Source organism: Pseudomonas sp. M47T1, assembly GCF_000263855.1.
In the GTDB taxonomy this organism is placed as follows: Bacteria; Pseudomonadota; Gammaproteobacteria; order Pseudomonadales; family Pseudomonadaceae; genus Aquipseudomonas.
The window spans coordinates 1-25702 of the sequence record NZ_AJWX01000038.1 but is presented as its reverse complement, the minus strand read 5'-3'; the positions used below and the strand labels follow the sequence as shown (position 1 = coordinate 25702).

The following is a 25702-nucleotide window of genomic DNA, read 5'->3' as shown; positions in this document are numbered from 1 at the left end:
CCCGCCGGCGACGGGCCCCACTACGCTCGTCATGCCTGCCCGGGCAAGCCTGCCCAGGTCACCAGCAGCGCTTCGAGCAACAACACACGGTTGAGGTTGGCCTTGGACAACACCTTTTGGCGCTGGGCAAGGATCCAGTCCTGGGCGGCGAGGACTTTGCCCTGCCCGCTCTTCTGCGCCAGGTACTGCACCACCTTGCGCATATCTCCCAAGCCTAACCCCTCTTCGTCCTGCGTCAACTGATAGCGCAGGATCAGGTTGGACCAGTCGCAGAACCAGTCGAACAGCAGCAACAGCGCGATGGTATTCCAACCTTCGGCCAGTTGCGTGGGCGAGGCCTGCTGCTTGAGCAACTTCTTCACCCCCTCCACCACCAACGCACGCTGTTCGGTCACACCCTGGGCCTGCAGGCTGACGGCTACCAGGGGCGAGCCTGCCGCCAGGGTCAGCAGTTCCTGGCGCTGTTCAGCGGTGCAATCGGGCAGCGCGCCGGCCAGCCACGCAAGGCTCATGGCCTGGCTGGGCAACGGGCAGGCCTGCTGCACGCAGCGGCTCTTGATGGTGGGCAACAAGCGGCTGGGCTGGTGGCTGACCAGCAACAGCACGGTATTGCCCGACGGCTCTTCCAGGCTTTTGAGCAGAGCGTTGGCGGCGTTGATGTTCATCGACTCCACCGGCTCGATCAGCACCACCTTGCGCCCGCCCAGTTGCGCTGTCTGCACCACGAAACTGACCAGGTCGCGCACCTGATCGACCTTGATGGCCTTGTCGGCCTCTTCGGGCTCCAGCACGTAATTGTCGGGGTGGGTGCCGGCTGCGAGCAAATGGCAGGACTTGCACTCGCCGCAGGCTCCGAGGCCCACCGGGCGCTGGCACAACAGCAAGGCCATCAGGCGCTCGGCCAAGGCCCGCTTGCCGATGCCCTGAGGCCCGTGCAACAGGTAGGCGTGCGCATGCTGGCTGCGGCCGGCCAGGTGCTGCCACAGGCTGTCCTGCCAGGGATAGGCCTCAGCCACGGCAGCGCGCCTCGATGTGCGGCAACAGCCCGTCCAGTTGCTGCTGGACTTCAGCCAGGGTCAGCGCGGCATTGACCAACGTGTAGCGCTCGGGGGCGGCGTGGGCGCGTTGCAGGTAGGTGTTGCGCACCGCTTCGAAGAAGGCCCGACCTTCCTGCTCGAAACGGTCCAGGCGGCCACGGGCCGTGGCCCGGGCCAGGCCCACTTCCACCGGCAGGTCGAACACCAGGGTCAGGTCCGGGCGCAGCTCACCCTGGACAAAGCTTTCCAGGCTGGCGATGCGTGCGTGGCTCAGGCCACGGCCGCCGCCCTGATAGGCGTAGGTCGCGTCGGTGAAACGATCGCACAGCACGACAGCACCGCGAGCCAGCGCCGGGCGGATCACTTCGCTCAGGTGTTGGGCACGGGCAGCGAACACCAGCAACAGCTCGGTATCGGCGTGCATGGCTTCGTCACTGGGGGCCAGCAACAGCTCACGAATGCGTTCGGCCAGCGGCGTGCCGCCCGGCTCGCGGGTCAGCACCACGTCCAGCCCGGCGGCGCGCAAGCGCTCGGCCAGGTACTCGCGGTTGGTGCTCTTGCCCGCGCCTTCGGGGCCTTCAAGGGTGATGAATAAACCGCTCACTGGCTGTCCTTCTCAGATTCATGGGGCGCATCGGCATTGCTGTCGGTGGCCGTGTCGGGGCTTGCTGCCGGTGGCTCCACGGCCGGTTCCTGGCCAGGCGCTGCGGCCGGCTGGGGAATGGGCGCAGGGCTGGAGCGATAGTCGGCGCGGCGCTTGAGCTGGAATTCGCGCACGGCATTGTTGTGGGCTTCCAGGTCGTCGGAGAACACATGGCTACCGTCACCGCGCGCTACAAAATACAGGCTGGTGCCACTGGCCGGGTTCAGCGCGGCGTGAATGGCCTCGCGCCCTACCATGGCAATCGGGGTGGGCGGCAGGCCGGCATTGGTGTAGGTGTTGTAGGGCGTGGCCTCATGCAGGTCGGCACGGCTCAGCTTGCCGGTGTAGCGCTCGCCCATGCCGTAGATCACGGTAGGGTCGGTCTGCAACAGCATGCCGGCGGCCAGGCGGCGCACGAACACGCCGGCGATTTCGGCGCGCTCCTGGGGCACCCCGGTTTCCTTTTCCACCAGCGAGGCCATGATCAGCGCCTGGTAGGGTTCGGTGTAGGGTACGTCCTGGGCACGGTCGGTCCACTCCTTGGCCAGCACCTCATCGAGGCGGTTGTAGGCCTGCACCAGCAGTTCGGCGTCGGTCATGCCGCGCACATACTTATAGGTGTCAGGGAAGAACCGCCCTTCGGGGAACACGCCCTCATGACCCAGGCGAGTCATCAGTTCGGCATCGCTCAGCCCGGCCAGGGTGTGCTTGAGTTTTTCCTGCTTGTCGAGGGCGGCCCGCACTTGGCGGAAGTTCCAGCCCTCCACCAGGGTCAGGCTGTATTGCACCACCTCGCCACGCTGCCACACGCCCAGCAGGTCTTTGAGGGTCATGCCGGGGGTGAGGCGATATTCGCCACTGTGCAAGGGCTGGCCGGCCAGGTTGAAGCGCCAGTAGACCCGCAGCCAGAATGCATCACGCAGCGTGCCCTTGGCCTGCATGCGGTTGAAGGTACCGGTGGGGGTCGAGCCGGACGGCACGTCCAGCAGCTCTTCCTGGGCTACATTGAGGGTTTGGTCCAGTGCACTGTGCACTTTCCAGGCGGCGAAGCCCAGGCTCAGGCCTGCCAGAATCACCAGTGTTTCCAGCAGCACCAAGAATTTACGTCTCACGAATCACACATCCAATAGTGCGCGGGCAATGCTCTGCAGTTTACGGGTGAGCGGTCCCGGCGGCCAGTTCAGTGATGTAAATGCACGTACCGGCCAGATGCCGTAGACACTGTTGCAGACAAAAACCTCATCGGCCTGGTGCAGGTCATCCAGCCACAGGTCGCGCACCTGCACCGCGATACCCAGCCGGGCCGCCTGTGCCAACAGCTCGGCGCGCATCACGCCAGCGACGCCGCACCGGCTCAGGTCAGCGGTCAGCAACTGACCCTTGTGAACCAGGAACAGGTTGCTGAACACACCCTCGATCAGGCGTCCGGACACGTCGCGCATCAACCCTTCGCAATGGCCGGGGTCGCTCCACTCGGCGCGTGCCAGTACCTGCTCCAGGCGGTTGAGGTGCTTGAGGCCGGCCAGCAATGGCTGCTCGGCCAGACGCGTCTGGCACTCGAACAGGCTCACGCCCTGCTCGGCATGGGCCACGGGGTAGGCTGCGGGCGGGTTGCCACGCAGCAGGCGCCGCGGTGGCGCCTGGAGGTCGGCGGCATAGCCGCGTCGGCTGTCGCCACGGGTGACGATGAGCTTGAGCACACCCTCGCCCAACTGTGCGGCGCCAGCCAGGAGTTCGTTGTGGATCAGCTCGGCATCAAGGTCAATGGCCAGGCGCTTGCTGCCTTCCACCAGCCGTTGCAGGTGGCGTTCCAGCAGCAGCGGCCGGCCGGCCCTGACGGCGATGGTCTCGAACAGACCATCGCCGTAGGCCAGGCCTCGGCTGTCCAGCGCCAGCGTGTCTGCCGGCAGGCCGTCGACCCAGCTGAGCATCAGCCGTTGAACCGACGAAACACCAGCGAGCCGTTGGTGCCACCAAAGCCGAACGAGTTGGACAGCACCACATCGATCGGCATGTTGCGCGCCTGATGCGGGACGAAGTCCAGGTCGCAACCTTCGTCTGGCTCGTCCAGGTTGATGGTCGGCGGCGCCACCTGGCTGTTGATGGCCAGGATGCTGAAGATGGCTTCCACGGCACCGGCGGCACCCAGCAGGTGGCCCGTCATCGACTTGGTGGAGCTGACAGCCAGCTTGTAGGCATGGTCGCCGAACACCGACTTGATGGCCGATGCTTCCGCCAGGTCACCGGCCGACGTCGAAGTACCGTGGGCGTTGATGTACTGCACATCACTGCCGTTGATACCGGCATCGCGCAGGGCGTTGGCCATGCAGCGCGCCGCACCGGAACCGTCTTCGGGTGGCGAGGTCATGTGGTAGGCGTCGCCGCTCATGCCAAAACCGATCAGCTCGGCATGGATGGTCGCCCCACGCGCCTTGGCGTGCTCCAGTTCTTCAAGCACCAGGGCACCGGCGCCGTCGGACAGTACGAAGCCGTCACGGCCCTTGTCCCACGGTCGGCTGGCCCGGGCAGGCTCGTCGTTGCGGGTGGACAGTGCGCGCGAAGCGCCAAAGCCGCCCATGCCCAGGCCGCAGGCAGCCATCTCGGCGCCACCGGCAATCATTACGTCGGCGTCGCCGTAGGCAATGTTGCGCGCGGCCGTGCCGATGCAATGGGTGCCGGTGGTGCACGCCGTTGCGATGGCGTAGTTAGGCCCCTGCACACCCAGGTGGATGGACAGAAAACCGGAAATCATGTTGATGATCGAACCCGGCACGAAAAACGGCGAAATCCGACGCGGCCCGGAGGCGTGCAGGATCTTGCAGGTTTCTTCGATATTGGTCAGGCCGCCGATACCCGAGCCCATGGCCACGCCAATGCGCTCACGGTTGGCATCGGTCACTTCCAGGCCGGCGTTACGCACTGCCTGAAAACCGGCCGCCAGGCCGTACTGGATGAACAGGTCGAGTTTGCGGGCTTCCTTGACCGACAGGTACTCTTCGACGTTGAAGCCTTTGACCGAGCCGCCAAAACGGGTGGAGTAGGCAGAAAGGTCAGTATGCTCGATCAGACCAATGCCACTGCGGCCAGCCAGAATGCCCTGCCAAGTGCTAGGCACATCCGTGCCCAGTGGCGACAGCATACCCATACCGGTGACCACGACGCGTCTACGCGACACAGCGCTCTCCTTATTCTAGGAACAACCTTTACATCTCATCTAAAGAAAAAACCGCACGCCAGCAATGGCAGTGCGGTTTTTCCATGACAAGACGCAGCGATTACAAAGTCTTAAGCCTGGTGCTTAGTGACGTAATCGATAGCGGCTTGAACAGTAGTGATCTTCTCAGCTTCTTCGTCCGGGATTTCGGTCTCGAATTCCTCTTCCAGAGCCATCACCAGCTCAACGGTGTCAAGGGAATCGGCACCCAGATCTTCTACGAAGGAAGCAGTGTTGACGACTTCTTCTTCTTTAACGCCCAGTTGCTCGGCGACGATTTTCTTGACGCGTTCTTCGATGGTGCTCATACCTAGTTTTCACTCCTAATGGACATATGTCAGGCAGCTGGCCGGTGTGTAAGTTTATAGGAAGGCCCCGGCTTTTCAAGCTGAAACCATCACCACCTTTCCACACCCGCCGGTTGCCTAGAATTTGGTTGCAGCTTTATAACGGATTTTAGACAGCACGTATGACATTTTTTTGAAGCAATCCGTCACATTTCACTTACATGTACATGCCGCCGTTGACCGGAATGGTAGCACCAGTCACGTAAGCTGCACCTTCCGAAGCCAGGAAAGCCACCACTTTGGCGATTTCCTCGGCCTGGCCCAGACGACCCAGGGGAATCTGGGTCTGCAAGGCTTCACGCTGCGCTTCAGGCAGCTCGCGGGTCATGTCGGTGTCGATAAAGCCTGGGGCAACCGAGTTCACCGTAATGGCACGCGAGCCCACTTCACGGGCCAGGGCACGGCTGAAGCCCTCCAGGCCTGCTTTAGCGGCAGCGTAGTTGACCTGGCCGACGTTGCCCATGGCACCGACGACCGAACCAATGCTGATGATACGACCCCAACGGGCCTTGGTCATGCCGCGCAGCACGCCCTTGGACAGGCGGTACAGGCTGTTGAGGTTGGTGTCGATGACATCATGCCACTCATCATCCTTCATGCGCAGCATCAAATTGTCGCGGGTAATGCCGGCATTGTTGACCAGAATGGTCGGCGCACCGAACTGCTCGGTGATGGCCGCCAGGACCGCTGCGACGGATTCGTCGCGGGTCACGTTCAGCTCAAGGCCGGTGCCCTGCACGCCGTTTTCCTTCAGGGTGGCGGCGATGCGCTCGGCACCCGAGGCCGACGTGGCGGTACCGATCACGGTAGCGCCCATGCGGCCCAACTCCAGGGCGATGGCCTGGCCAATGCCGCGGCTTGCGCCGGTAACCAGTGCAACTTTACCTTGCAGGCTCATGCAGGCTTCTCCTAGTTCAGGCCTGCGCCGCACGGGCGGCGGCGAAGGCATCTGGGGTATTCAGGTTGTCAGTGCTCACGCCTTCGGCGCAGCGCTTGTTAAGGCCGGCCAGGACCTTGCCCGGGCCGCATTCGACCAGGCGCGGGGCGCCCTGGGCCACCAGGTACTGGACCGATTCGACCCAGCGTACCGGCTTGTAAAGTTGTTCCAGCAGGTCGCGCTTGAGGGTGTCGAGGTCGGCCGGCACCGCGGCGCTGACGTTCTGCACCACCGGGATCTGCGGCACCTGCCAGTCGATGGCGTTGATCGACTCGGCGAAGCGCTCGGCAGCCGGTTTCATCAGCGCACAGTGCGACGGCACACTGACCGGCAGCGGCATGGCGCGCTTGGCACCGGCGGCCTTGCACAGTTCGATGGCGCGCTCGACAGCGGCCGCGGAACCGGCAATCACTACCTGGCCTGGGGAGTTGAAGTTCACCGCGCTGACCACATCGCCCTGGGCCGCTTCGGCGCAGGCGTTGACCACTACGGCATCGTCCAGGCCCAGGATCGCCGCCATGGCGCCCTGCCCGGCCGGAACGGCCTCTTGCATCAGTTGGCCGCGACGCTCCACCAGCTTGACCGCGTCACCCAGGGTCAGGCAACCGGCAGCCACCAGGGCGCTGTATTCGCCCAGGCTGTGACCGGCCACGAATGCCGGGCGCGCGCCGCCTTCGGCCAGCCACAGGCGCCACAGGGCAACCGAGGCCGCCAGAATGGCGGGTTGGGTCTTGTCAGTCTGGTTCAGGCTTTCGACCGGACCTTCCTGGATCAACGCCCACAGGTCGTAACCCAGCGCGTCGGAGGCTTCCTTGAACGTGTCCAGCACCAGCGGGTATTGGGCGCCCAGCTCGGCGAGCATGCCCAGGGACTGGGAACCTTGACCTGGAAAGACAAATGCGAGGGATGCAGACATTTAACAAGCCCTTAATGATCTTGTCGTCGGAGAATTGACGTGCAACCGAAGTTGAACGCAAGAAACTGACAGTTGGATGACAGATGGAACCGGGTGGTCACATTTAAGCATTCCTTGGCGGATTTGCCTAAAGCAACAGATCTTCCAGTTGCCCATGCAGGCGCTGCGGAAGGTTTTCCTGAATTTCGATCAAGGCTCGGGAAATGGCGCTCTGAAAGCCCTGGACCCCAGCCGAACCATGGCTCTTCACGACAATGCCCTGCAAGCCGAGGAAGCTGGCGCCATTGTGTCGCGCGGGCGCCAGGTCGTCCTGCAGGCGCTTGAGCAACGGCATGGCCAGGGCGCCGACGGCGCGCGACAGCAGGCTGTTCTTGAACAGGCCCTCTATGCGCGCGCCAATCATGGTAGCCAGGCCTTCGCTGGACTTGAGCAGCACGTTGCCGACAAACCCGTCACACACCACCACGTCGGCTTCGCCACGGTACACACCATCGCCCTCGATAAAGCCGATGTAGTTGAGACCCTTGGCGCCCTGCAGCAAATTGGCCGCCAGCTTGACCTGCTGATTGCCCTTGATGTCTTCGGTACCCACGTTGAGCAACGCCACACGCGGGCGCGCCACACCCAACGCCTGGGCGGCCACCGAGCCCATCACGGCAAACTGGAACAGGTGCTCGGCACTGCAGTCGACATTCGCACCCAGGTCCAGCAACTGGCAGTAGCCGGTCTGGGTCGGAATAGCCGCCACCATCGCAGGCCGGTCGATACCCGGCAAGGTCTTGAGCACGTAGCGCGACAAGGCCATCAGCGCGCCGGTATTGCCGGCGCTGACACAGGCCTGGACCTTGCCGTCGCGCAACAACTCCAGCGCCACCCGCATCGAAGAGTCAGGCTTGCCACGCAAGGCCTGGGAGGGCCGCTCATCCATGCCGATGACTTCGCTGGCCGCAGCAATCTGCAGGCGCGTGCGATCCACACCGGGTTGGCTGGCGATCAGTTCTTCAAGAAGTAGAGGGTGACCGACGAGGGTCAGGTACAGCGAGGGGGTTTGCGCCAGGCAAGCGAGGCAGGCCTGAACAATGCTGCGGGGACCGAAGTCCCCGCCCATTGCGTCAATCGCGATGACTTGAGCGGACAAGGATTACTCGTCAGCGCCCTTGTCGATCACTTTACGGCCACGGTATACGCCTTCTGGCGATACGTGGTGACGCAGGTGTACTTCACCAGTGGTCTTTTCGACCGACAGGGTGCTAGCCGAGAGAGCGTCGTGCGAACGGCGCATGTCACGGGCAGAGCGGGATTTTTTGTTCTGCTGAACAGCCATAATTGATTAACTCCTAAACGTTTGGGTCACGCTTTAACTGCGCCAATACACTGAACGGGTTGGACCGCGTTACCTCGTCCTCGCTCGGTTCGGGCTCATCTGCGCCCGCCGGCTGCTGGCATTCTTCCGGATGATGAGCAGGCACAATGGGCAAGGCGAGCAAAAGCTCCTCCTCGATCAAAGCCTGCAGATCCAAAGGATCTTCGCCCAGTTCCAGCACGTCATAACCTTTCGGTAACGACTGGGTGTTTGCACCCTCTTTCATCACAGCATAACTGCATTCGCTGTGAATCGGCAGGGTTACCAGCTCAAGACAACGCTGGCAAACCATCTTGACTTCGACGTCGAGATGGCTGTGGATGACCACTGCCTTTCGCTCGTCTCGTTCGAAAACGAATTTAGCCTGCACCGTACCGACGTTATCGGAAAGCGGGTCGCAGAGTCTCTCCAAATCGGATAATGGCAGCGAACCTTCTAGGGTTACGCCACGATCGGCCAATTTGCGCGGGTCAACGTGAGGTGGAATCGGGTCATTCAACATAGGCGCAGCATTCTAGGGACGACCCCCCACTCTGTCAAAGGAAATTAGGCCTTTAGGCAGTGATAGAATGACCGCTCATCTTCAGGAGACCGCCATGCTGCCCTTGCTACTTGCCTCAAGCTCGCCGTATCGCCGGGAATTGCTGGGCCGCCTGCGCCTTTCCTTCACTTGCGCCAGCCCCGACATCGATGAAAGCCGGCTGGCCGACGAACCCGCCGAAACGCTGGTCAAACGCCTGGCCGAACACAAAGCACGCGCCCTGGCCGCCAGCCATCCGGGCCATCTTATCATTGGCTCCGACCAAGTGGCCGTGCTGGGCGAACAGATCCTGGGCAAGCCACACACCTTCGACAAGGCCTGCACGCAACTGCTGGAGGCCAGCGGCACCAGCGTGACCTTCCTCACGGGCCTTGCGCTGCTCAACAGCGCCACAGGGCACTGCCAGGTGGACTGTGTGCCATTCACCGTGGAGATGCGTGAACTGGACCTGGCGACCATCCAGCGGTACCTGCACGCCGAGGAGCCGTATGACTGCGCGGGCAGCTTCAAGGCGGAGGGATTGGGGGTGAGTTTGTTCAAGAGCACCCACGGGCCGGATGCGACCAGCCTGGTGGGGCTGCCGCTGATCCGACTGGTGGATATGTTGTTGCAGGAGGGGGTGGAAATCTAATCACAAGCCTGGTGTGGGAGCGGGCTCTACCCATTCCCACACCAGGGCGAGGCTTAGCGCAACGATGGGCCATTGAACCCCATATACAAGGCCAATTTTTCGGCCACGCTGGCGCCCAGCTTCTTGGAGAAACGGTCCAGGGCGGAATCCTCGACGGTAAAGTCGACCAACTCCTTCTCGCCCACCACCTCACGCGCCACGTAGCTGGAATTGCCCAGCCCGTCGATCAAGCCCAGTTGCAGCGCCTGCTCACCCGACCAGATCAGGCCCGAGAACAATTCGGGATGCTCCTTGAACTTCAGGCGGTCGCCACGGCCCTGCTTGACCACATTGATGAACTGGTTGTGCGTGGTATCCAGCACGCCCTGCCAGAACTGGGTTTCCTCCGGCTTGGCCGGCTGGAACGGATCGAGGAACGACTTATGCTCGCCCGAAGTGTAGGCGCGACGCTCCACGCCCAGCTTCTCCATGGTACCCACAAAGCCGTAACCGGCCGCCGTCACACCGATGGAGCCCACCAGACTGGCCTTGTCGGCGTAGATCTGGTCAGCGGCGCTGGCGATGTAATAGGCGCCCGAAGCCCCCAGGTCACTGATCACCGCGTACAGCTTGGTATCCGGATGCTCCTTGCGCAGGCGATGAATCTCGTCGACCACATAACCTGCCTGCACCGGGCTGCCACCAGGGCTGTTGATGCGCAACACCACAGCCTTGACCTTCGGGTCCTCGAAGGCGGCACGCAGGCTGCCGATCAGGTTGTCGGCGCTGGCCGCCTCCTGGTCGGCGATCACGCCACGCACTTCGATCAACGCGGTGTAGTGCGAGCCACGGGTGGCGCTCTTTTCCATGTCCATCAACGGCGTGAACGCCGCCAGGGCCAGGAACAGGTAGATGAAGGTCAGCGACTTGAAGAAGATCCCCCAGCGGCGAGTACGCCGGTGCTCGATCACGTTGGCCTGCAACGTCCTCTCCAACAATTGCCAGCTTTTGTCATCACCACGCTTTTCGGCGTCGGGCGCTTTCCATTCATCAGACATCGTTCAGCTCCCTACGGAAAAATTCAATTCGTCGAATCGCTCAACCAGCTGTGCAGCTCGGCGAAACGCTCGATGGCCAGTACCGGCCCATGCACCTTCAGAGCCTCAAGCGGCATGGCCCCATACCCCACCGCCACGGCGTCAATGCCGGCATTGCGTGCCATCAGCAGGTCGAACGACGCATCACCCACCATCAGTGCTCGTTCGCGCGGCACCTGGCAATGCTCGAGGATCTGCTCGAGCATGAGCGGGTGCGGCTTGCTGCGGGTTTCGTCAGCGGCGCGAGTGATGTCGAAGTACGCTTCCCAACCATGGGCCTTCAACACCCGATCCAGGCCACGACGCGCCTTGCCCGTGGCCACCGCCAAACGGTAACCAGCGGCCCGAAATGCCGCCAGCGACTCCAGCACATCCGGAAACAAGGGCGATGGCTCGGCATCCATGGTCATGTAGCAATCGGCATAGTGTTGACGAAAAGCCACGACCTGACTGTCATCCATTTCCGGATACAGCGTAAGAATTGCCTCAGGCAACGCCAGACCGATGATGCCCCTGATCGCCTCGTCGTCACGCTGCGCATAACCCGCCGAGCGCGCCGCCATTTTCATGGCCTCGACAATCCGACCAATGGAGTCGGCCAAGGTGCCATCCCAATCGAAGATCAGCAGATCATAGTCACGGGGCACTGGCGAGGCGCTCCACGGTCTTGGCCCACATGTCGTCCACCGGCGCCTCAAGCTTCAGCGAGCCGCCATCGGGCAGCGGTACGGTCAACTGGTAGGCGTGCAGGAACAGGCGCTTGCCGCCCAGGTCGCGGATCTCGCGACTGAAGTCCTCGTCACCGTATTTGGTGTCACCGGCGATGTTATGGCCGGCATGCAGGGCATGCACGCGGATCTGGTGGGTACGCCCGGTAATGGGTCGCGCTTCCACCATGGTGGCGAAATCACCGAAACGGCGCAGCACCTTGAACAGGGTCAGGGCCTCCTTGCCTTCTTCGTCGATCTCGACCATGCGCTCACCGGAGCGCAGGTTGCTCTTCTGCAACGGCGCGTTGACCTGCTTGCGAGCCGTGTCCCAACGCCCGCGCACCAGGGCCATGTAGCGCTTGTCCACGCCATCGCCGCGCAGGGCCGCATGCAGGTGGCGCAACATGCTGCGCTTCTTGGCAATCATCAGCAGGCCAGACGTGTCGCGGTCCAGGCGGTGCACCAGTTCCAGCTCCTTGGTGTCCGGGCGCAACTGACGAAAGGCCTCGATGACCCCGTAGTTCAGGCCGCTGCCACCATGCACGGCAATGCCGGCCGGCTTGTTGATCACGATCAGCGCCTTGTCCTCGAAAACGATCGAGGCTTCCAGGCGCTGCAACAGCCCCTGGGCCAGCGGCACGGGCTCGTCGCGCTCGGGCAGGCGAACAGGTGGAATACGGACGATGTCCCCGGCCTGCAGCTTGTACTCGGGTTTGATCCGCCCCTTGTTCACACGCACTTCACCCTTGCGGAGAATGCGATAGACCAAGGTTTTGGGCACACCCTTGAGCGCAGTAATGAGGAAATTGTCGATGCGTTGGCCGGCATATTCCGGCGCAACCTCGAGCAGCTGGACGCCGGAGGTTGGAGGGGTTGTAGTCGTCATTTCCCCATAATAACAATTTTTTATGGATTTGAAGCACTTAATGATTGCTGCTATAGTCGCGAACGCCGCCAAAAGTGGCGGGCAAGCGGATATGCGGTAGTAGACCGGCCCTTGCCTACGCAATTCATGAGGACGCGAGGCCGTCCGACGGGGTTTTTGCTTGATTACGGGGTGGTACGCAACGTAACCGGCGCAGATGTGAGAAGACCGAGAGAAAGCCAAAAAGAGCGGTGTTTTTGCACTCATTTTCAGTTTTTTTTCGATGCCACTCCCATCCATCGCGGTCGTTGTCACTCGGTAGCGGCGAATGCTTCGGAAACACAAAGCCTTAGCCATAAATGCGCATGCGCCCTGTCGGTGCTTGCGATAAATGCCAACCCGTTGCGGATTCAGCGCGCGGCAGCACCCGAATTATCAGGGATACGTGTAGGGTGGAGATGCACAATCGTCGGACCGTGTAGCACCGCGTCATGTCGAGTACTGCCACAGGCGCCTCACGACACGACCCGGGCTTGATCAGACGCCACGGGCGTCCACGCAGGACAATTGATTCCTCCTCCTGACTGAGTGCTTTTGACACCACAGCAAGCAGGAAGCGTGGTCGCGACTTCACCCCCGTTGGGTGGACTCGCTAGACACTGCAATGGCCCCCGCCACTGCTGACGCACCTGACACCGACCGTGAGAAGTCGTGTGTGCCGAACGCCGTTTCCGGCAGCCCGGAAACCGACGGTACTACATGAAAAGAATGCTGATTAACGCAACTCAACCCGAAGAGTTGCGTGTTGCCCTGGTAGATGGCCAGCGCCTCTACGACCTGGACATCGAGTCCGGCGCCCGCGAGCAGAAGAAGGCCAACATCTACAAAGGCCGAATCACTCGTATCGAACCGAGCCTGGAAGCCGCCTTCGTCGACTTCGGCTCCGAACGTCACGGCTTCCTGCCACTCAAAGAAATCTCCCGCGAATACTTCAAGAAATCCCCCGAAGGCCGCGTCAACATCAAGGACGTCCTGAGCGAAGGCCAGGAAGTCATCGTCCAGGTCGAGAAAGAAGAACGTGGCAACAAGGGCGCCGCCCTCACCACCTTCATTAGCCTCGCGGGCCGCTACCTGGTCCTGATGCCGAACAACCCGCGCGCCGGCGGCATCTCGCGCCGCATCGAAGGCGAAGAACGCAACGAACTGCGCGAAGCACTGAACGGCCTGGTGGCCCCGGCCGACATGGGCCTGATCGTGCGCACCGCAGGCCTTGGCCGCAGCAGCGAAGAGATGCAGTGGGACCTGGACTACCTGCTGCAACTGTGGACCGCGATCAAGGAAGCCTCCCTGGACCGTTCCGCACCTTTCCTGATCTACCAGGAAAGCAACGTGATCATCCGCGCCATCCGCGACTACCTGCGCCAGGACATCGGCGAAGTGCTGATCGACAGCGTTGAAGCCCAGGAAGAAGCCCTGACCTTCATCCGCCAGGTGATGCCGCAGTACGCCAGCAAGATCAAGCTGTACGAAGACAGCGTGCCGCTGTTCAACCGCTTCCAGATCGAAAGCCAGATCGAAACCGCCTTCCAGCGCGTGGTTGAACTGCCGTCCGGCGGCTCGATCGTGATCGACCCGACCGAAGCCCTGGTGTCCATCGACATCAACTCGGCGCGCGCCACCAAAGGCAGTGACATCGAAGAAACCGCCCTGCAGACCAACCTGGAAGCGGCTGAAGAGATCGCTCGCCAGCTGCGCCTGCGCGACATCGGCGGCCTGATCGTGATCGACTTCATCGACATGACCCCCGCCAAGAACCAGCGCGCCGTGGAAGAAAAAGTCCGCGAATGCCTGGAAGCCGACCGTGCGCGCGTGCAAATCGGCCGCATTTCACGCTTCGGCCTGCTGGAAATGTCCCGCCAGCGCCTGCGTCCGTCCCTGGGCGAGAGCAGCGGCATCGTCTGCCCACGCTGCAACGGCACCGGCATCATCCGTGACGTCGAATCGCTGTCGCTGGCCATCCTGCGCCTGATCGAAGAAGAAGCCCTGAAGGACCGCACCGCCGAAGTCCGCGCCCAGGTGCCGATCCCGGTCGCCGCGTTCCTGCTGAACGAAAAACGCAACTCGATCACCAAGATCGAACTGCGCACCCGTGCTCGTATCGTCATCCTGCCGAACGACCACCTTGAAACCCCGCACTTCGAAGTACAGCGCCTGCGCGACGACAGCCCTGAAGCCCAGAACGCCCAGTCGAGCTACGAGATCGCTGCCGCCGAAGTCGAAGAAGTCCAGCCAGTGGCCGCGACCCGCACCCTGGTCCGCCAGGAAGCCGCAGTCAAGACCGCCCCGGCCCGCGCTTCGGCACCGGTACCCGCCGAAGAGCCAGCCGCACCGGTTGCCGCCCCGGCCCCTGCCCCGGTTATTCCGGAGCCAAGCCTGTTCAAGGGCCTGGTGAAATCCCTGGTGAGCCTGTTTGCCACCAAGCAAGAGCCTGCCGCACCCGTGGTTGTCGAGAAGCCGGCGACTACGGAGCGCCCGCAGCGCAACGAAGAACGCCGTAACGGCCGCCAGCAAAGCCGCAACCGCAACGGCCGTCGCGACGAAGAGCGCAAGCCGCGCGAAGACCGTGCCCCACGCGAAGAGCGCGCCCCACGCGAAGCCCGCGAGGAAGCCCCGGCCGCCCGCGAAGAGCGCGCCCCACGCCCACCACGCGAGCCACGCGCACCACGCGAAGAGCGCCGTAGCCGCGAGGACCGCCCGGTTCGTGAACTGCGCGAGCCGCTGGACGCCGTAGCACCGGCCGCACGCGAAGAGCGCCCTGAGCGCGCACCACGTGAAGAACGTGCCCCTCGTGAAGAGCGCGCGCCACGTGCACCGCGTGAAGAACGCGTACTGCGTGAAGACGACGCCCCGCGTGAAGAACGTGCTCCACGTGAAGAGCGGGCACCTCGCGAAGAGCGCGCGCCACGTGAAGAGCGTGCACCGCGTGAAGAACGCGCACCACGTGAAGAGCGTGCGCCGCGTGAAGAACGCGCCCCGCGTGAAGAGCGTGCACCGCGCACCCTGCGTCCTGAACAGGGCGAAGAGGAAGCCGTGGCAGCCGCCGCTGACGAGGCACTGCCGAACGAAGAACTGCAGCAGGACGAAAACCTGGAAGGCGCCGATGGCGAACGTCCACGTCGTCGCTCCCGCGGCCAGCGTCGTCGCAGCAACCGTCGTGAGCGTCAGCGCGATGCCAATGGCAACGTGGTTGAAGGCAGCGAAGAAGGTCAGGAAGAAGGTCAGGAAGAAGGTCAGGAAGAAGGTCACGAGCCGTCGGGCGCCGAACTGGCTGCCGGCCTGGCCGTCACTGCCGCCGTTGCCAGCAGCGTGATCAGCGCACCAGCCGAAGCCGAGGCCGCCGTTCAGGCCGAGCGCGCCACTGCCACCGTGCACGAAGCCGCCCCTGAAGTGTTCGAAGCGCCAGCACCGGTCGTCGCAGCCGCTCCTGCCCCGGCAGAAGAAGTCGCCACCCCGGCTGTGCACGCCGAAGTCGTGGCCGACCAGCCGGTGGAAGTGACTCCGGTCATCGAAAGCCCGGCCAGCGAAGCCCCTGTTGAAGTGACGCCAGTGGTCGAGGCCACTCCGGTAGCCGAACCTGTTGCCGTGATCGAAGCCCAGCCAGAACCGGAAGTGTTTGCCGCCCCAGTGGTCGAGCAACCATCCTTCGTGTTCGAAGCACCGGCACCGAAAACCGTGGAAGAAGCGGCCGCACCGGTCGTCGACATCCAACCGGAGCCAGTGGCCGAGCCGGTCAAGGCAGAAGTGGTGGAAGCCGCTCCAGCCCCGATCGTTGAAGCTGCACCGGTGGTGGAAGCCCCGGCAGAGCCTGTGGTTGAAGCCCAGCCGGTGGCTGCTGCCGAACCTGTAGTCGAAGCCAAGCCTGAAGTGGTTGCCGAACCTGCAGCCGTGGCCGAGCCAGTGGTTGAAGCCCCGGCGGTAGCCCTGAGCTCGAACGGCCGCGCCCCGAACGACCCACGTGAAGTGCGTCGCCGCAAGCGTGAAGCCGAAGCTGCCGCTGCTGCCGCAGCCCAGGCAGCCGAAGCCGAGCCAGTGGTTGAGCATCAGCACCGCGCCTCAGAGGAACAGCACGAACACAAACCGTTCGCCTGACATTGAAGGCATGAAAAAGCCCCCGCTGCAGTGATGCAGCGGGGGCTTTTTTTTGGTTCTGCGCGCAATGCTGGGAACCAGGCAACATAGCCCTCTGCGCCGGTAGGTAGCACATGCCTTCGGCAGCTACGTCGGTGGTGACGCTACGATTGGGTAGGAGCAGACCTTGGTCGCGATGCAGCCCCCGCAGCGTGCCAGGAAGGGCCTCATCGCCAGCAAGCTCGGCGCCTGCAGGGGCAGTTGCTGGTACGCAGGTAGCACTCGACGCAATCAAAAGGAATGGTTGTCACACCAGCAGTCGGTAAAGCTCGACCTCGGCCGCCACGTAGGTGCTGCCGCGCCGACGGCTGTCCATATAAATATCCGCTATCCCTGCGGGCCGGAAGGAATAGGGCAACTGCAATAAACCCTGATCCCCGAATTCCGGGTCCACCACCCCATCAGCAGCAACCCGTCGCAGCGCAATGTTGTACCCATTGGAAACGCGAGTAGTACCCGCCAACATCAATGAACGCTCAACCTGCCCATCCACATAGGTTGCCGAAGTCCATGCACTTGGAGGCAGACTGAGCAGCGGCTGCCCCTGATTGAAGACTTCATCAAATCCGCCACTATTGTCCAGGCAAACAGCGACTGCACCCGCTGCGGCCTCGCCACCCACACTTATCGAGCCGCTTGGTGACGCCGCCAACGCCCAGCTAAACCTCATCGCCTGGGGCATCAATACCACACCCGGATTCTGCGGTTGCTGGGCGTGACCAAATAGCGGATCGGGTGATCCGTCATATTGGCATCGCAGCACAAACCCCTGGCGCGGGCCAAGATCATACTCAGGAACAAGCCCAAGAATGACGGGCAGTTTGCCCCCCTCATGTGCTTGAAGTGCGATGGCCTCAAACCCGGACCACGGGCCAATCGCCCCATTGAGGGTGATAATAATGTATCCATCGGTGCCAAAATCAGGGGCAAGCACACCCTCGCTGGTCAGGCAGATCACCACGACCAGGCGCTCATACTCCCCGTAAAAGGTGTCCATCGCATAGTACACACGATCACCATCAGCCACACACTGCACTCCAGCCAGGTCGCTGTCGGGAATGCCGCGTGAGTGCAGCGGCGCCATGGCCAGCGCTTCGCCCCCGCTAAACGCCTTCAGCCGGGAAAGGTCACTGATCGGCAGGATCATCTTATTGCCGTTGTTGAAGCTCATGTCGGGCTCACCGCTGGCGTGGTAACGCGCAAGGGCAATCCCTTTCAGCAACTGTGCCGCCACGAGGAAGCCACCCCCTTCCAGCGGGTGAATCAGTCTGACGATGGCATTCTCGCCAAAATCATCCCGCCAGGCGCCTTCGCCCCGGAATCCGGGGTCTGGGGCACCATCATCAGTCAATCGAGCTATATAGAAATTGTGGAAGTCGATCGCAGTCGATGCAACCAACACAGCCCCCTCTGGCAAAGGGGCCAGTGCACTGATAAATGCCCGTTCCTGCAACTCGCCGATGCCTTGCATCCTGACAAGTCCGGCGGTGCCGAATTCGGGGTCAAGTTGCCCATTTGCTCGCTTGGTAAAATCCTGCATGATCCGACCCTCTAAAGGACAGCACCAACTCGGTGCCGCTCACGAGAGTTGAGCAAAATGGATAGCCCCCAACTACTGGTAAAACTAACAGTCAGCGAACCCACTCTGCGCGTCGCGCACAGGCAACCGGCTCAGTACAGATTCGGCTCCATCTCCAACGCCACGCCAAAGCGCTGAAGAATATCTGCCTGGATACGCATGGCCAACGCATGCAATTGCTCACCCGTGGCCGATCCGTAGTTGACCAGCACCAGCGACTGCAAGCGATGCACGCCAGCATCGCCTTCGCGGAAACCTTTCCACCCCGCCCGCTCAATCAACCAGCCCGCAGCCAGTTTGACCTGCCCGTCGGCCTGGGGGTAACCCACCAGGTCGGCATGCTCGGCCTTGATGCGCTCAGCTAAGGCCGCCGGCACCACCGGGTTCTTGAAGAAACTGCCGGCATTGCCCAGCTCGGCAGGATCCGGCAGCTTTTCCCGACGAATACTGCAAATGGCCGCACTGACGTCCGCAGGCGTCGGCACTTCGATGCCCTGCTCTGCCAGGCGCTGGCGCACCGGGCCGTAGTCCAGATGCAGGTGCGCGGTGCGCGTCAGGTTGAAACGCACGCGCAGGATCAACCAACGCCCCGGCTCGCGCTTGAACAGGCTGTCGCGGTAGCCAAAGGCGCAGTCAGCCAGGCTGAAGTCGCGCAGCTCGCCGGTTTCACGATCCAGAGCGGTCAGCCCCTGGAACACGTCCTTGATCTCGACGCCATAGGCGCCGATGTTCTGCATCGGCGCCGCACCCACGGTACCTGGGATCAGACTGAGGTTCTCCAGACCCGCCAACCCCATGTCCAGCGTCTGCTGGACAAAGGGATGCCAGGGCTCGCCGGCCTGGGCCTCGACCACTACCGACTGACCGTCGTCCACCCGTACCCTCACACCCATGCTGGCCATGCGCATCACCAGCAACTGCAGGTCACCGGTCAGCAACAGGTTGCTGCCACCGCCGATGGGCAGCACCGGTACTTGATGTTCACGGGCCCAGGACAGCGCCTCGCGGACCTGATCATCATCACTGACATCGACAAACCAACGAGCGCTGACATCAATGCCGAAGGTGTTGAATGGCTGGAGCGATACCCGTTCGCGAATCTGCACGCTCATAGCCGCCCCTTCAATTCCGTGACCAGGCCGTGGCAGGCCTGCTCGATCAAGTCCAGGACCTGCTCGAAACCCTGCTCACCGCCGTAATAAGGATCCGGCACTTCGTCCACCAGGCCGTCGTAGCGACGCAGGAACAGGTCCAGCTCGGCGCGGGCGCCGGCTGGCTGCAAGCGCTTGAGGTTACCCAGATTGCTCTCGTCCATGGCCAGGATCAGGTCATAGCGGCCGAAATCGGCGGCACTGACCTGCTGCGCCCGCTGGGCCGACAGGTCGTAGCCGCGTCGCAGCGCGGCGTTACGGGTGCGGCTGTCCGGCGGCTTGCCTACATGCCAGTCGCCGGTGCCGGCTGACGCCACCTGCACTTGCTCGGCCAGCCCAGCTTGCTGCAATTGATGACGCAGCACGCCTTCGGCGGTAGGCGAGCGGCAGATATTGCCCAGGCACACGAACAGAACCCGCATCAGGCCTCCAGCAGGCGCTTGACGCGCTCCAGGTCCTCGGGGGTGTCGACGCCAGCCGGCGGCGCCTCGACGGCGTCCGCGACATGGATGCGCACGCCATGCCACAGGGCACGCAGTTGCTCCAGACGCTCGGTCTCTTCCAGCCAGCAAGGGCCCCAGCCCACGAAGGCCTGAAGAAAACCGGCGCGGTAGGCGTAGATACCAATATGGCGACGGAACGGCACGCCAGCCGGCAGCGCGTCACGGTCCTGGGCAAACTGATCACGCGCCCACGGCAGCGTGGCGCGGCTGAAGGTCAGCGCTAGGCCGTTGAAGTCGCTGACCACCTTGACCACGTTGGGATTGAACAGCGACGCCACATCCTCGATCGGCTCGGCCAGGGTGGCCATGCCGGCTTCAGCGTGGGCCGCCAGGTTGGCCGCTACCTGATCGATCACCGCTGGCGGGATCAAAGGCTCATCCCCCTGCACATTGACCACAATGGCATCAGCGGGCAGGCCCAGCGCCTGGGCCACTTCGGCCAGACGGTCGGTACCCGACTCGTGATCGGCGCGGGTCAACAGCACTTGGGCGCCGAACGCCTGGCAGGCATCGACGATACGCTGATCATCAGTAGCCACCACCACGCGCTCGGCGCTGCTTTTGCAAGCCTGCTCCCACACGTGCTGGACCATCGGCTTGCCGGCGATCATCTGCAACGGCTTGCCGGGCAGGCGCGTGGACGAAAAACGCGCCGGAATGACAACGGTAAAGGCCTGGCTCATTTATCCAGACGCTCCTCGTCGGTCAGGGTGCGCGCTTCGCTTTCCAGCATCACCGGGATGCCGTCGCGAACCGGGTAGGCCAGGCCGGCGCCCTTGCTGATCAGCTCGGTCTTGTCCGCGCTGAGTTTCAACGGGCCCTTGCAGATCGGGCAGGCGAGGATATCGAGCAGTTTGGTGTCCATGGTGGGTCCTTGGCAAAGATGCAGCGTGAAGGCAATAAGGTCAGGTACGCGCCAGCAAGCCGGGCAAACGCCCATCGAACCAGTCGACAAAGGCTTGCGATGGCTGCGCGTCTACCGCCAGGTACCACCAGTCGTCACGGGCAAAGGCGCGGCACTTGACCGCGTCCTTTTCAGTCATGACCAATGGTAACGGCGGCGAAAAAGTCAGGGCCGCCAGGCTGTACTCGGCATGGTCGGCGAACGCGTGGGCCTGTGGCCGCCAGTGTAGCGCCTGCAGGGTATTGAAGAAACGTTGCGGGTTGCCGATACCGGCCACCGCGTGCACCGCCTGCCCGGGGGCAAACAGGTTTAGCCCGTGGCGCTCGCCGGTCAGCACATTGATCAGGGCCATGGGCTGCAGGGTGAAGGCAAAGCCTTGCGAGGTGTCCTGCGCGGCGCCGTTGAACAGCACCGCATCCACCGACTGCAAGCGCTCGGCCGGCTCGCGCAGTGGCCCGGCCGGCAGGCAGCGGCGGTTGCCCAGGCCACGGGCGGCGTCGATCAGCACCAGCTCCAGGTCGCGGGCCAGGCGGTAATGCTGCATGCCGTCATCGGACAGGATCAGATCCAGCGGCTGCGCGGCAGTCAGGGCCTGCACGGCGCGGCTGCGATCGGGGTCGATCATCAGCGGCACGCCGGTGCGCTGCACGATCAGTAACGGCTCGTCGCCGGCCACGCTGGCGTCCTGCTCAGGCAATACTGGCCACGGCAACTGTGGTGGCTTGGCGCCATAACCACGACTGACCACGCCCACCTTCAGGCCTTGGCGCTGACAGTGTTCGATCAGCCAGAGAATCATCGGGGTCTTGCCGGTGCCGCCTACGGTGACATTGCCGACCACCACCACCGGTACCGGCGAGCGGTAGATAGTGCCCTGCCCGCGCAGGAAGCGCTGGCGCTTGCCCTGCACCACGCGGCGGTACAGGCATTCCAGCGGGCGCAGCAGCGTCAGCGCCGGATGCCCTGCGTACCAGGCCGCCAACAAGCGATCGGATAGGGCCATCAGTTGTTCGCCTGCGCCTCGACCGTGGTCATGCTCAGGTGGCTGAAGCCCAGCTTGCCGGCCGCGTCCATGGCGGTGATGACCGCCTGGTGCGGGGTCTTGCCGTCGGCGCTGATCGACAGCGGCAACTGGGTGTCGCCCGCCGATTCAGCCTCAAGGGCATCCATCAGGGTGCTCAGGTCACTCTTGGGCAACAGTTTGTTGTTCACCGAGTAGACGCCGTCGGCACTGATGGCAATGTCCAGGGTCTTGCCGGTGTCCTGCTCGGGGCTGCCGCTGACAGCCTCCGGCAAGTCCACCCGCAACTGCGTCTGCTTGGTGAACGTGGTGGTCACCACGAAGAACAGCAGCAACACAAAAACCACGTCGATCAGCGAGACCAGGTTGATGTCGATGTTTTCCCGCTGCTTACGGCGAAATTTCACGCTTTTTCCTCAGCCAGATCGACTTCGCGGTCACCCTGCACCATTTCCACCAATTTGATTGCTTCCTGCTCCATGCCCACCACCAGCTCGTCGATGCGGCGTTGCAGCAGACGGTGGAAGAACACCGCCGGAATACCCACGAACAGGCCGGACGCCGTAGTGACCAATGCCTTGGAGATACCGCCGGCAAGTACGGCCGGGTTGGTGGCCATGTTGCTGCCCATGAACGAGCTGAAGATCTCGATCATGCCCAGCACGGTGCCCAGCAGGCCCAGCAACGGCGCCATGGCGGCAATGGTGCCGAGCATGCTGATGTAGCGCTCCATTTCATGGATGACGCGGGCTGCGGCCTCTTCGATGCACTCTTTCATGATCTCGCGGCCATGGCGCGAGTTGGCAAGGCCTGCGGCCAGAATTTCGCCCAGGGGCGAGTCGGCGCGCAGCGCCTTGAGTTTTTCCTTGTCCAACTGCTTGTCGCGGATCCAGCGCCATACCTGACCCAGCAGGTGCGCAGGGGTTACACGGCTGGCGCGCAAGGTCCACAGGCGTTCGGCGGTGATGCCCAGCGCGGCGATGGAGCTCAGAATGATCGGCAACATCATCCAGCCGCCGGATTTGACCAATTCCCACACAGTAAGGACCCCCTCGAAAAAGTCCGCCACTCTAACATAGGGGGGCTACGGGTCGTAGACCGTCATGTCGGGTCGCGCCAGAAGCGCCTTCGCTCACGCTCGCCGCTGACACCATCAAAGCGCCCCAGACGCAGGTGCAAGGCGCCGTGCAGCGCGTTGTCATGGACCTCCATGCCCTGGGCGCGATAACGGTCCAGCACCTGCCCGTGAGGGTGGCCGAACGAGTTGCCGTAACCGCGGGAGATCAGCGCCCCTCGCGGCTGCATGGCATCAAGCAGGGCCTGGGACGACGACGTGCGGCTGCCATGATGAGGCGACTGCAACCAATGGCTGCCCAGGCTCAGGCCACTGGCGACCAGGGCACGCTCGGCGGCGCTGTCGATATCGCCGCCCAGCAGCAGCTGCTCGCCCTTGGCTTCTACCAGCAACACGCACGACGACGGGTTACTGTCCCGCGCCTGGGCCCAGCGCCACACAGTGAAGTTGACGCCGTCCCACTGCCAGCTGCGCCCCGACTCGCAGGGCTGCGCCGCCAGCGAGGCCGGCAACTGCTCGGCCTCGCCACTCCACACCGCCGTTACCGGCAGGCTGCGCATTACCGCCGGGGCCCCGCCCGAGTGGTCCATGTGGGCGTGGCTGATGAGCATCAGGTCCAAGGTGCGCACACCCTGGTCGCGCAGGTTGGGCACCACCACCCTCTCGCCGGCGTCCTGGCCGGGAGTGCGCGGCCCGGCGTCATACAGCAGCGCGTGATGACGAGTGCGTATCAGCACCGACAGGCCCTGGCCTACGTCCAGCTGGGTGACCTGGGCTTCTCCGTAGGGCAGCAGTTGCGGCGGCGGCGCCACCGCCAGCAAAACCAATGGCCACCCCAAAGGCCGCATCGACAGGCCCGCTGGCAATAACAGCAGCAGCACCCCCACCGACACCAGCAACCACACCCCCAATGGCAACCCGGGCGGCACCCAGGCCGGCAACCACGCTGCCAGCCAGGCCAGGCCATCGAACAGCAACGCCAACAGCCCGCCCACCGTCCATAACAACCCCTCACCCAACCAGGGCACCGGTAGCATCAGCGCGCCCAGCAACGCCGCGGGCAACACTGCGATGCTGACCCAGGGCACAGCCACCAGGTTGGCGAGCGGCCCGCCAAGGCTGATGGGCATCCCCAGCGCCAGCAGTGGCGCAAGCAACCCCACCGCCATCAACCATTGCGCTCGCGTCCAGGCCCGCCACCAGGGCCAGGCGCCCAGACGCCCGGAAAACACCAGCATCAGCACGCCGACGGCAGAGAACGACAGCCAGAAACCAGGCAGCAGACTGACCAGCGGATCAATCAGCAGCACCGCGTTCATGGCCGCCAGCAGCGGCAGCCATACCCCCAGGTGGCGAAAGCGCAGGCGCCATAGCAGCACCAGCCCGAGCATGATCAAGGCCCGCTGCACCGGTACCTGCAAACCGGCCAGCACGCCGTAACCGGCAGCAGCGCAAAATGCCAGCCCGCACGCCCAGGGCAACCAGGGCAACGCCGCCGGCCAGAGCCCCAGCCGCGCCAGGCCGACCACCAGCCCGTAGACCAGCCCGGCCAGCAAGCCGATATGGGTGCCGGAAATGACCAACAGGTGCACCGTGCCGGTCGCCTGCAATACCCCCCACTGTTCTCGGCTGATGGCCGAGCCATCCCCCATCACCAGCGCGGTGATCACGCCTTCGTAGCCCTGGGCATCCACCGCCAGCAGCCGCTGGCGCAAGGCGTCGCGCCAGGCGCCCTGGGCCGGGGCCAGCAACTGGCCGTCCTTGACGCTGCCGGTGGCACCAATGCCGCGCGCCAGCAGCCACGCTTCGGCATCCAGGCCCGCCGGGTTCACCAGCCCACGCGGGCGCTTGAGGGTCACGGCCAGGCGCCAGCGTTCGCCGCTGTTCACCACCGGGCCGTTGAACCAGGAAAGGCGCAGTTGTCGAGGCAGGTCATGGCGCCGGGACTGGGCGTCGGCCAATTCGAACCGCACCGAACTGCCCTGATTGTCGGGCAGGCCCGTCACCCGGCCTTCCAGCCACACGGTCTGGCCATCCAGCGAATGCGACAGACGGTCATCCAGCGCCCAGTGCGCTTGTACGCACGCCCATGCCAGCCCAAGCACCAGCAATGCAGGCCTTACCCAACGCCGCGCCAGCAGCGTAACACCCAGTGCCAGCAAGGCGGCCAACGCCCACGGGCCGGGCAATACCGGCAGAAAACGCAGGGTAACCAGGCCGACGGCCAGTGCCAGCATCGCGGTGCGCATACACTCATCCTTGAGCAATCGAGCCGCCAGCATCGGCGCAAACACCGGGCAGCGCCGCTAAATATTTGTCACAAAGTCTGAACCTGAGCGCCCGTGAAGGCGGGCATACTGCGCCTATACCCCTTGGGCCGTTTCGCGAGAATCTGCATGCCGCGCCGCCTGTTCAAACGCTACATGCCCGACCCCGAGCAACTGCGCCAACACGCGTCATTACGCTTTCTCGGGCGACTGCTCCACGACCCCAACCTGTGGCACCTAAACCGGCGCAGCGTGTCCCGGGCAATGGGCGTGGGGCTGTTCGCCGCGTTCCTGCCCATCCCCCTGCAAATGCTGGTGGCCGCCGCGCTGGCCATCCTGGCAAGGGGCAACCTGGCGATTGCCGTCAGCCTGGTGTGGCTGACCAACCCGCTGACCATGGCGCCGATATTCTTCGTCACCTACCAGGTGGGCGCCTGGCTGATGGGTTCGCCCCCACGCACCCTGCCCGACAATCTGAGCTGGGAGTGGATCAGCGGGCAGTTGGTCACGCTGTGGCAACCGTTCGTGTTGGGGTCCGTGGTGACGGGGGTAGTGATGGGGGCACTGGGCTATGTGGCCACCCTGGGGTATTGGCGCTGGTGGGTGGCGCGCCAATGGCGCCGCCGTCACGCGAAACGCCCGTAGCCGCTGCGGCAGCGGCTACAGGTCAAGGCAATGGGCCGAGTCAATCAGGAACGCATGCCGCGGCCGCTCACCAGCAGCCGTGCGCAACC

At 63.5% G+C, this 25702-nt stretch carries 26 protein-coding genes; 3 read left to right on the top strand and 23 right to left on the bottom strand.

Annotated features, from left to right (window positions below; all coding sequences use genetic code 11):
• Positions 1-29: 29 nt before the first annotated feature.
• The 11 genes from PMM47T1_RS26820 to PMM47T1_RS26770 all read right to left on the bottom strand — a co-directional run bounded on the left by PMM47T1_RS26820 (position 30) and on the right by PMM47T1_RS26770 (position 8959).
• Positions 30-1016, bottom strand: a complete 987-nt coding sequence (locus PMM47T1_RS26820; protein ID WP_008375105.1) for a DNA polymerase III subunit delta' — start codon at positions 1014-1016, stop codon at positions 30-32.
• Positions 1009-1641 (bottom strand): dTMP kinase, encoded by a 633-nt coding sequence (gene tmk, locus PMM47T1_RS26815; RefSeq protein WP_008375103.1) that lies wholly within the window; start codon positions 1639-1641, stop codon positions 1009-1011. The genes PMM47T1_RS26820 and tmk overlap by 8 nt, the downstream gene beginning before the upstream one ends.
• Positions 1638-2792 carry an endolytic transglycosylase MltG gene (gene mltG, locus PMM47T1_RS26810; protein ID WP_043301580.1) on the bottom strand — a complete coding sequence of 385 codons (1155 nt, stop codon included), beginning with the start codon at positions 2790-2792 and terminating at the stop codon, positions 1638-1640. Before mltG ends, tmk begins: the two co-directional genes overlap by 4 nt.
• Positions 2793-2795: 3 nt before the next feature.
• Positions 2796-3611, bottom strand: a complete 816-nt coding sequence (gene pabC / locus PMM47T1_RS26805) for an aminodeoxychorismate lyase (protein ID WP_008375099.1) — start codon at positions 3609-3611, stop codon at positions 2796-2798.
• Entirely contained in the window at positions 3611-4855 is a 1245-nt protein-coding gene (gene fabF, locus PMM47T1_RS26800) for a beta-ketoacyl-ACP synthase II (protein ID WP_008375097.1), read from the bottom strand. The genes pabC and fabF overlap by 1 nt, the downstream gene beginning before the upstream one ends.
• Before the next feature lie 110 nt (positions 4856-4965).
• On the bottom strand, positions 4966-5202 hold the full coding sequence (acpP, locus tag PMM47T1_RS26795) for an acyl carrier protein (protein WP_008375095.1): 237 nt from the start codon (positions 5200-5202) through the stop codon (positions 4966-4968).
• 196 nt (positions 5203-5398) lie between these two features.
• Positions 5399-6139 (bottom strand): 3-oxoacyl-ACP reductase FabG, encoded by a 741-nt coding sequence (gene fabG / locus PMM47T1_RS26790; RefSeq protein WP_008375093.1) that lies wholly within the window; start codon positions 6137-6139, stop codon positions 5399-5401.
• A gap of 16 nt (positions 6140-6155) precedes the next feature.
• Positions 6156-7094 carry an ACP S-malonyltransferase gene (gene fabD, locus PMM47T1_RS26785; protein ID WP_081492722.1) on the bottom strand — a complete coding sequence of 313 codons (939 nt, stop codon included), beginning with the start codon at positions 7092-7094 and terminating at the stop codon, positions 6156-6158.
• 127 nt (positions 7095-7221) lie between these two features.
• Entirely contained in the window at positions 7222-8232 is a 1011-nt protein-coding gene (plsX, locus tag PMM47T1_RS26780; RefSeq protein ID WP_081492721.1) for a phosphate acyltransferase PlsX, read from the bottom strand.
• Positions 8233-8235: 3 nt separating this feature from the next.
• Complete coding sequence (rpmF, locus tag PMM47T1_RS26775) at positions 8236-8418, bottom strand: 50S ribosomal protein L32 (RefSeq protein WP_008375086.1); 183 nt, start codon at positions 8416-8418, stop codon at positions 8236-8238.
• A gap of 13 nt (positions 8419-8431) precedes the next feature.
• Entirely contained in the window at positions 8432-8959 is a 528-nt protein-coding gene (locus PMM47T1_RS26770; protein WP_008375084.1) for a YceD family protein, read from the bottom strand.
• A gap of 94 nt (positions 8960-9053) precedes the next feature.
• On the opposite strand from PMM47T1_RS26770, the gene PMM47T1_RS26765 reads away from it, so the two are divergent.
• Positions 9054-9629 (top strand): Maf family protein, encoded by a 576-nt coding sequence (locus PMM47T1_RS26765; protein ID WP_008375082.1) that lies wholly within the window; start codon positions 9054-9056, stop codon positions 9627-9629.
• 53 nt (positions 9630-9682) lie between these two features.
• On the opposite strand, the gene sppA is transcribed toward PMM47T1_RS26765, so the two are convergent.
• The 3 genes from sppA to rluC are packed head-to-tail and all read right to left on the bottom strand — an operon-like array spanning position 9683 to position 12301.
• Positions 9683-10666, bottom strand: coding sequence for a signal peptide peptidase SppA (gene sppA / locus PMM47T1_RS26760; protein WP_008375080.1), 984 nt, complete (start codon positions 10664-10666; stop codon positions 9683-9685).
• Positions 10667-10689: 23 nt separating this feature from the next.
• On the bottom strand, positions 10690-11352 hold the full coding sequence (locus PMM47T1_RS26755; protein ID WP_008375079.1) for an HAD-IA family hydrolase: 663 nt from the start codon (positions 11350-11352) through the stop codon (positions 10690-10692).
• The gene (rluC, locus tag PMM47T1_RS26750; RefSeq protein WP_008375076.1) at positions 11342-12301 is read right to left on the bottom strand and encodes a 23S rRNA pseudouridine(955/2504/2580) synthase RluC; all 960 of its coding nucleotides are present in this window, start codon (positions 12299-12301) and stop codon (positions 11342-11344) included. Before rluC ends, PMM47T1_RS26755 begins: the two co-directional genes overlap by 11 nt.
• Positions 12302-13039: 738 nt before the next feature.
• On the opposite strand from rluC, the gene rne reads away from it, so the two are divergent.
• Positions 13040-16429 carry a ribonuclease E gene (rne, locus tag PMM47T1_RS26745; RefSeq protein ID WP_043301579.1) on the top strand — a complete coding sequence of 1130 codons (3390 nt, stop codon included), beginning with the start codon at positions 13040-13042 and terminating at the stop codon, positions 16427-16429.
• A gap of 286 nt (positions 16430-16715) precedes the next feature.
• Here the strand turns inward: rne and PMM47T1_RS26740 are convergent, their stop codons facing one another.
• From PMM47T1_RS26740 to PMM47T1_RS26700, 9 genes are all read right to left on the bottom strand, one after another.
• Complete coding sequence (locus PMM47T1_RS26740) at positions 16716-18008, bottom strand: hypothetical protein (RefSeq protein WP_008375072.1); 1293 nt, start codon at positions 18006-18008, stop codon at positions 16716-16718.
• Positions 18009-18139: 131 nt separating this feature from the next.
• On the bottom strand, positions 18140-19159 hold the full coding sequence (gene murB, locus PMM47T1_RS26735) for a UDP-N-acetylmuramate dehydrogenase (RefSeq protein WP_008375070.1): 1020 nt from the start codon (positions 19157-19159) through the stop codon (positions 18140-18142).
• Positions 19156-19620: a low molecular weight protein-tyrosine-phosphatase gene (locus PMM47T1_RS26730; protein WP_008375068.1), complete on the bottom strand. Its 465-nt coding sequence runs from the start codon at positions 19618-19620 to the stop codon at positions 19156-19158. Before PMM47T1_RS26730 ends, murB begins: the two co-directional genes overlap by 4 nt.
• Positions 19620-20384: a 3-deoxy-manno-octulosonate cytidylyltransferase gene (kdsB, locus tag PMM47T1_RS26725; protein WP_008375066.1), complete on the bottom strand. Its 765-nt coding sequence runs from the start codon at positions 20382-20384 to the stop codon at positions 19620-19622. Before kdsB ends, PMM47T1_RS26730 begins: the two co-directional genes overlap by 1 nt.
• Positions 20381-20566 carry a Trm112 family protein gene (locus PMM47T1_RS26720; protein WP_008375064.1) on the bottom strand — a complete coding sequence of 62 codons (186 nt, stop codon included), beginning with the start codon at positions 20564-20566 and terminating at the stop codon, positions 20381-20383. Before PMM47T1_RS26720 ends, kdsB begins: the two co-directional genes overlap by 4 nt.
• Positions 20567-20606: 40 nt before the next feature.
• Positions 20607-21608 carry a tetraacyldisaccharide 4'-kinase gene (lpxK, locus tag PMM47T1_RS26715; RefSeq protein ID WP_008375062.1) on the bottom strand — a complete coding sequence of 334 codons (1002 nt, stop codon included), beginning with the start codon at positions 21606-21608 and terminating at the stop codon, positions 20607-20609.
• Complete coding sequence (locus PMM47T1_RS26710; RefSeq protein WP_008375059.1) at positions 21608-22033, bottom strand: ExbD/TolR family protein; 426 nt, start codon at positions 22031-22033, stop codon at positions 21608-21610. The genes lpxK and PMM47T1_RS26710 overlap by 1 nt, the downstream gene beginning before the upstream one ends.
• Complete coding sequence (locus PMM47T1_RS26705) at positions 22030-22665, bottom strand: MotA/TolQ/ExbB proton channel family protein (protein ID WP_008375057.1); 636 nt, start codon at positions 22663-22665, stop codon at positions 22030-22032. Before PMM47T1_RS26705 ends, PMM47T1_RS26710 begins: the two co-directional genes overlap by 4 nt.
• Before the next feature lie 62 nt (positions 22666-22727).
• A complete protein-coding gene (locus PMM47T1_RS26700) occupies positions 22728-24950 on the bottom strand; it encodes a DNA internalization-related competence protein ComEC/Rec2 (protein ID WP_008375055.1) in 2223 nt (740 codons plus the stop codon).
• Positions 24951-25097: 147 nt separating this feature from the next.
• Here PMM47T1_RS26700 and PMM47T1_RS26695 point away from each other — a divergent pair, with 147 nt between their 5' ends.
• Positions 25098-25613, top strand: a complete 516-nt coding sequence (locus tag PMM47T1_RS26695) for a DUF2062 domain-containing protein (RefSeq protein ID WP_008375053.1) — start codon at positions 25098-25100, stop codon at positions 25611-25613.
• Positions 25614-25702 lie beyond the last annotated feature (89 nt).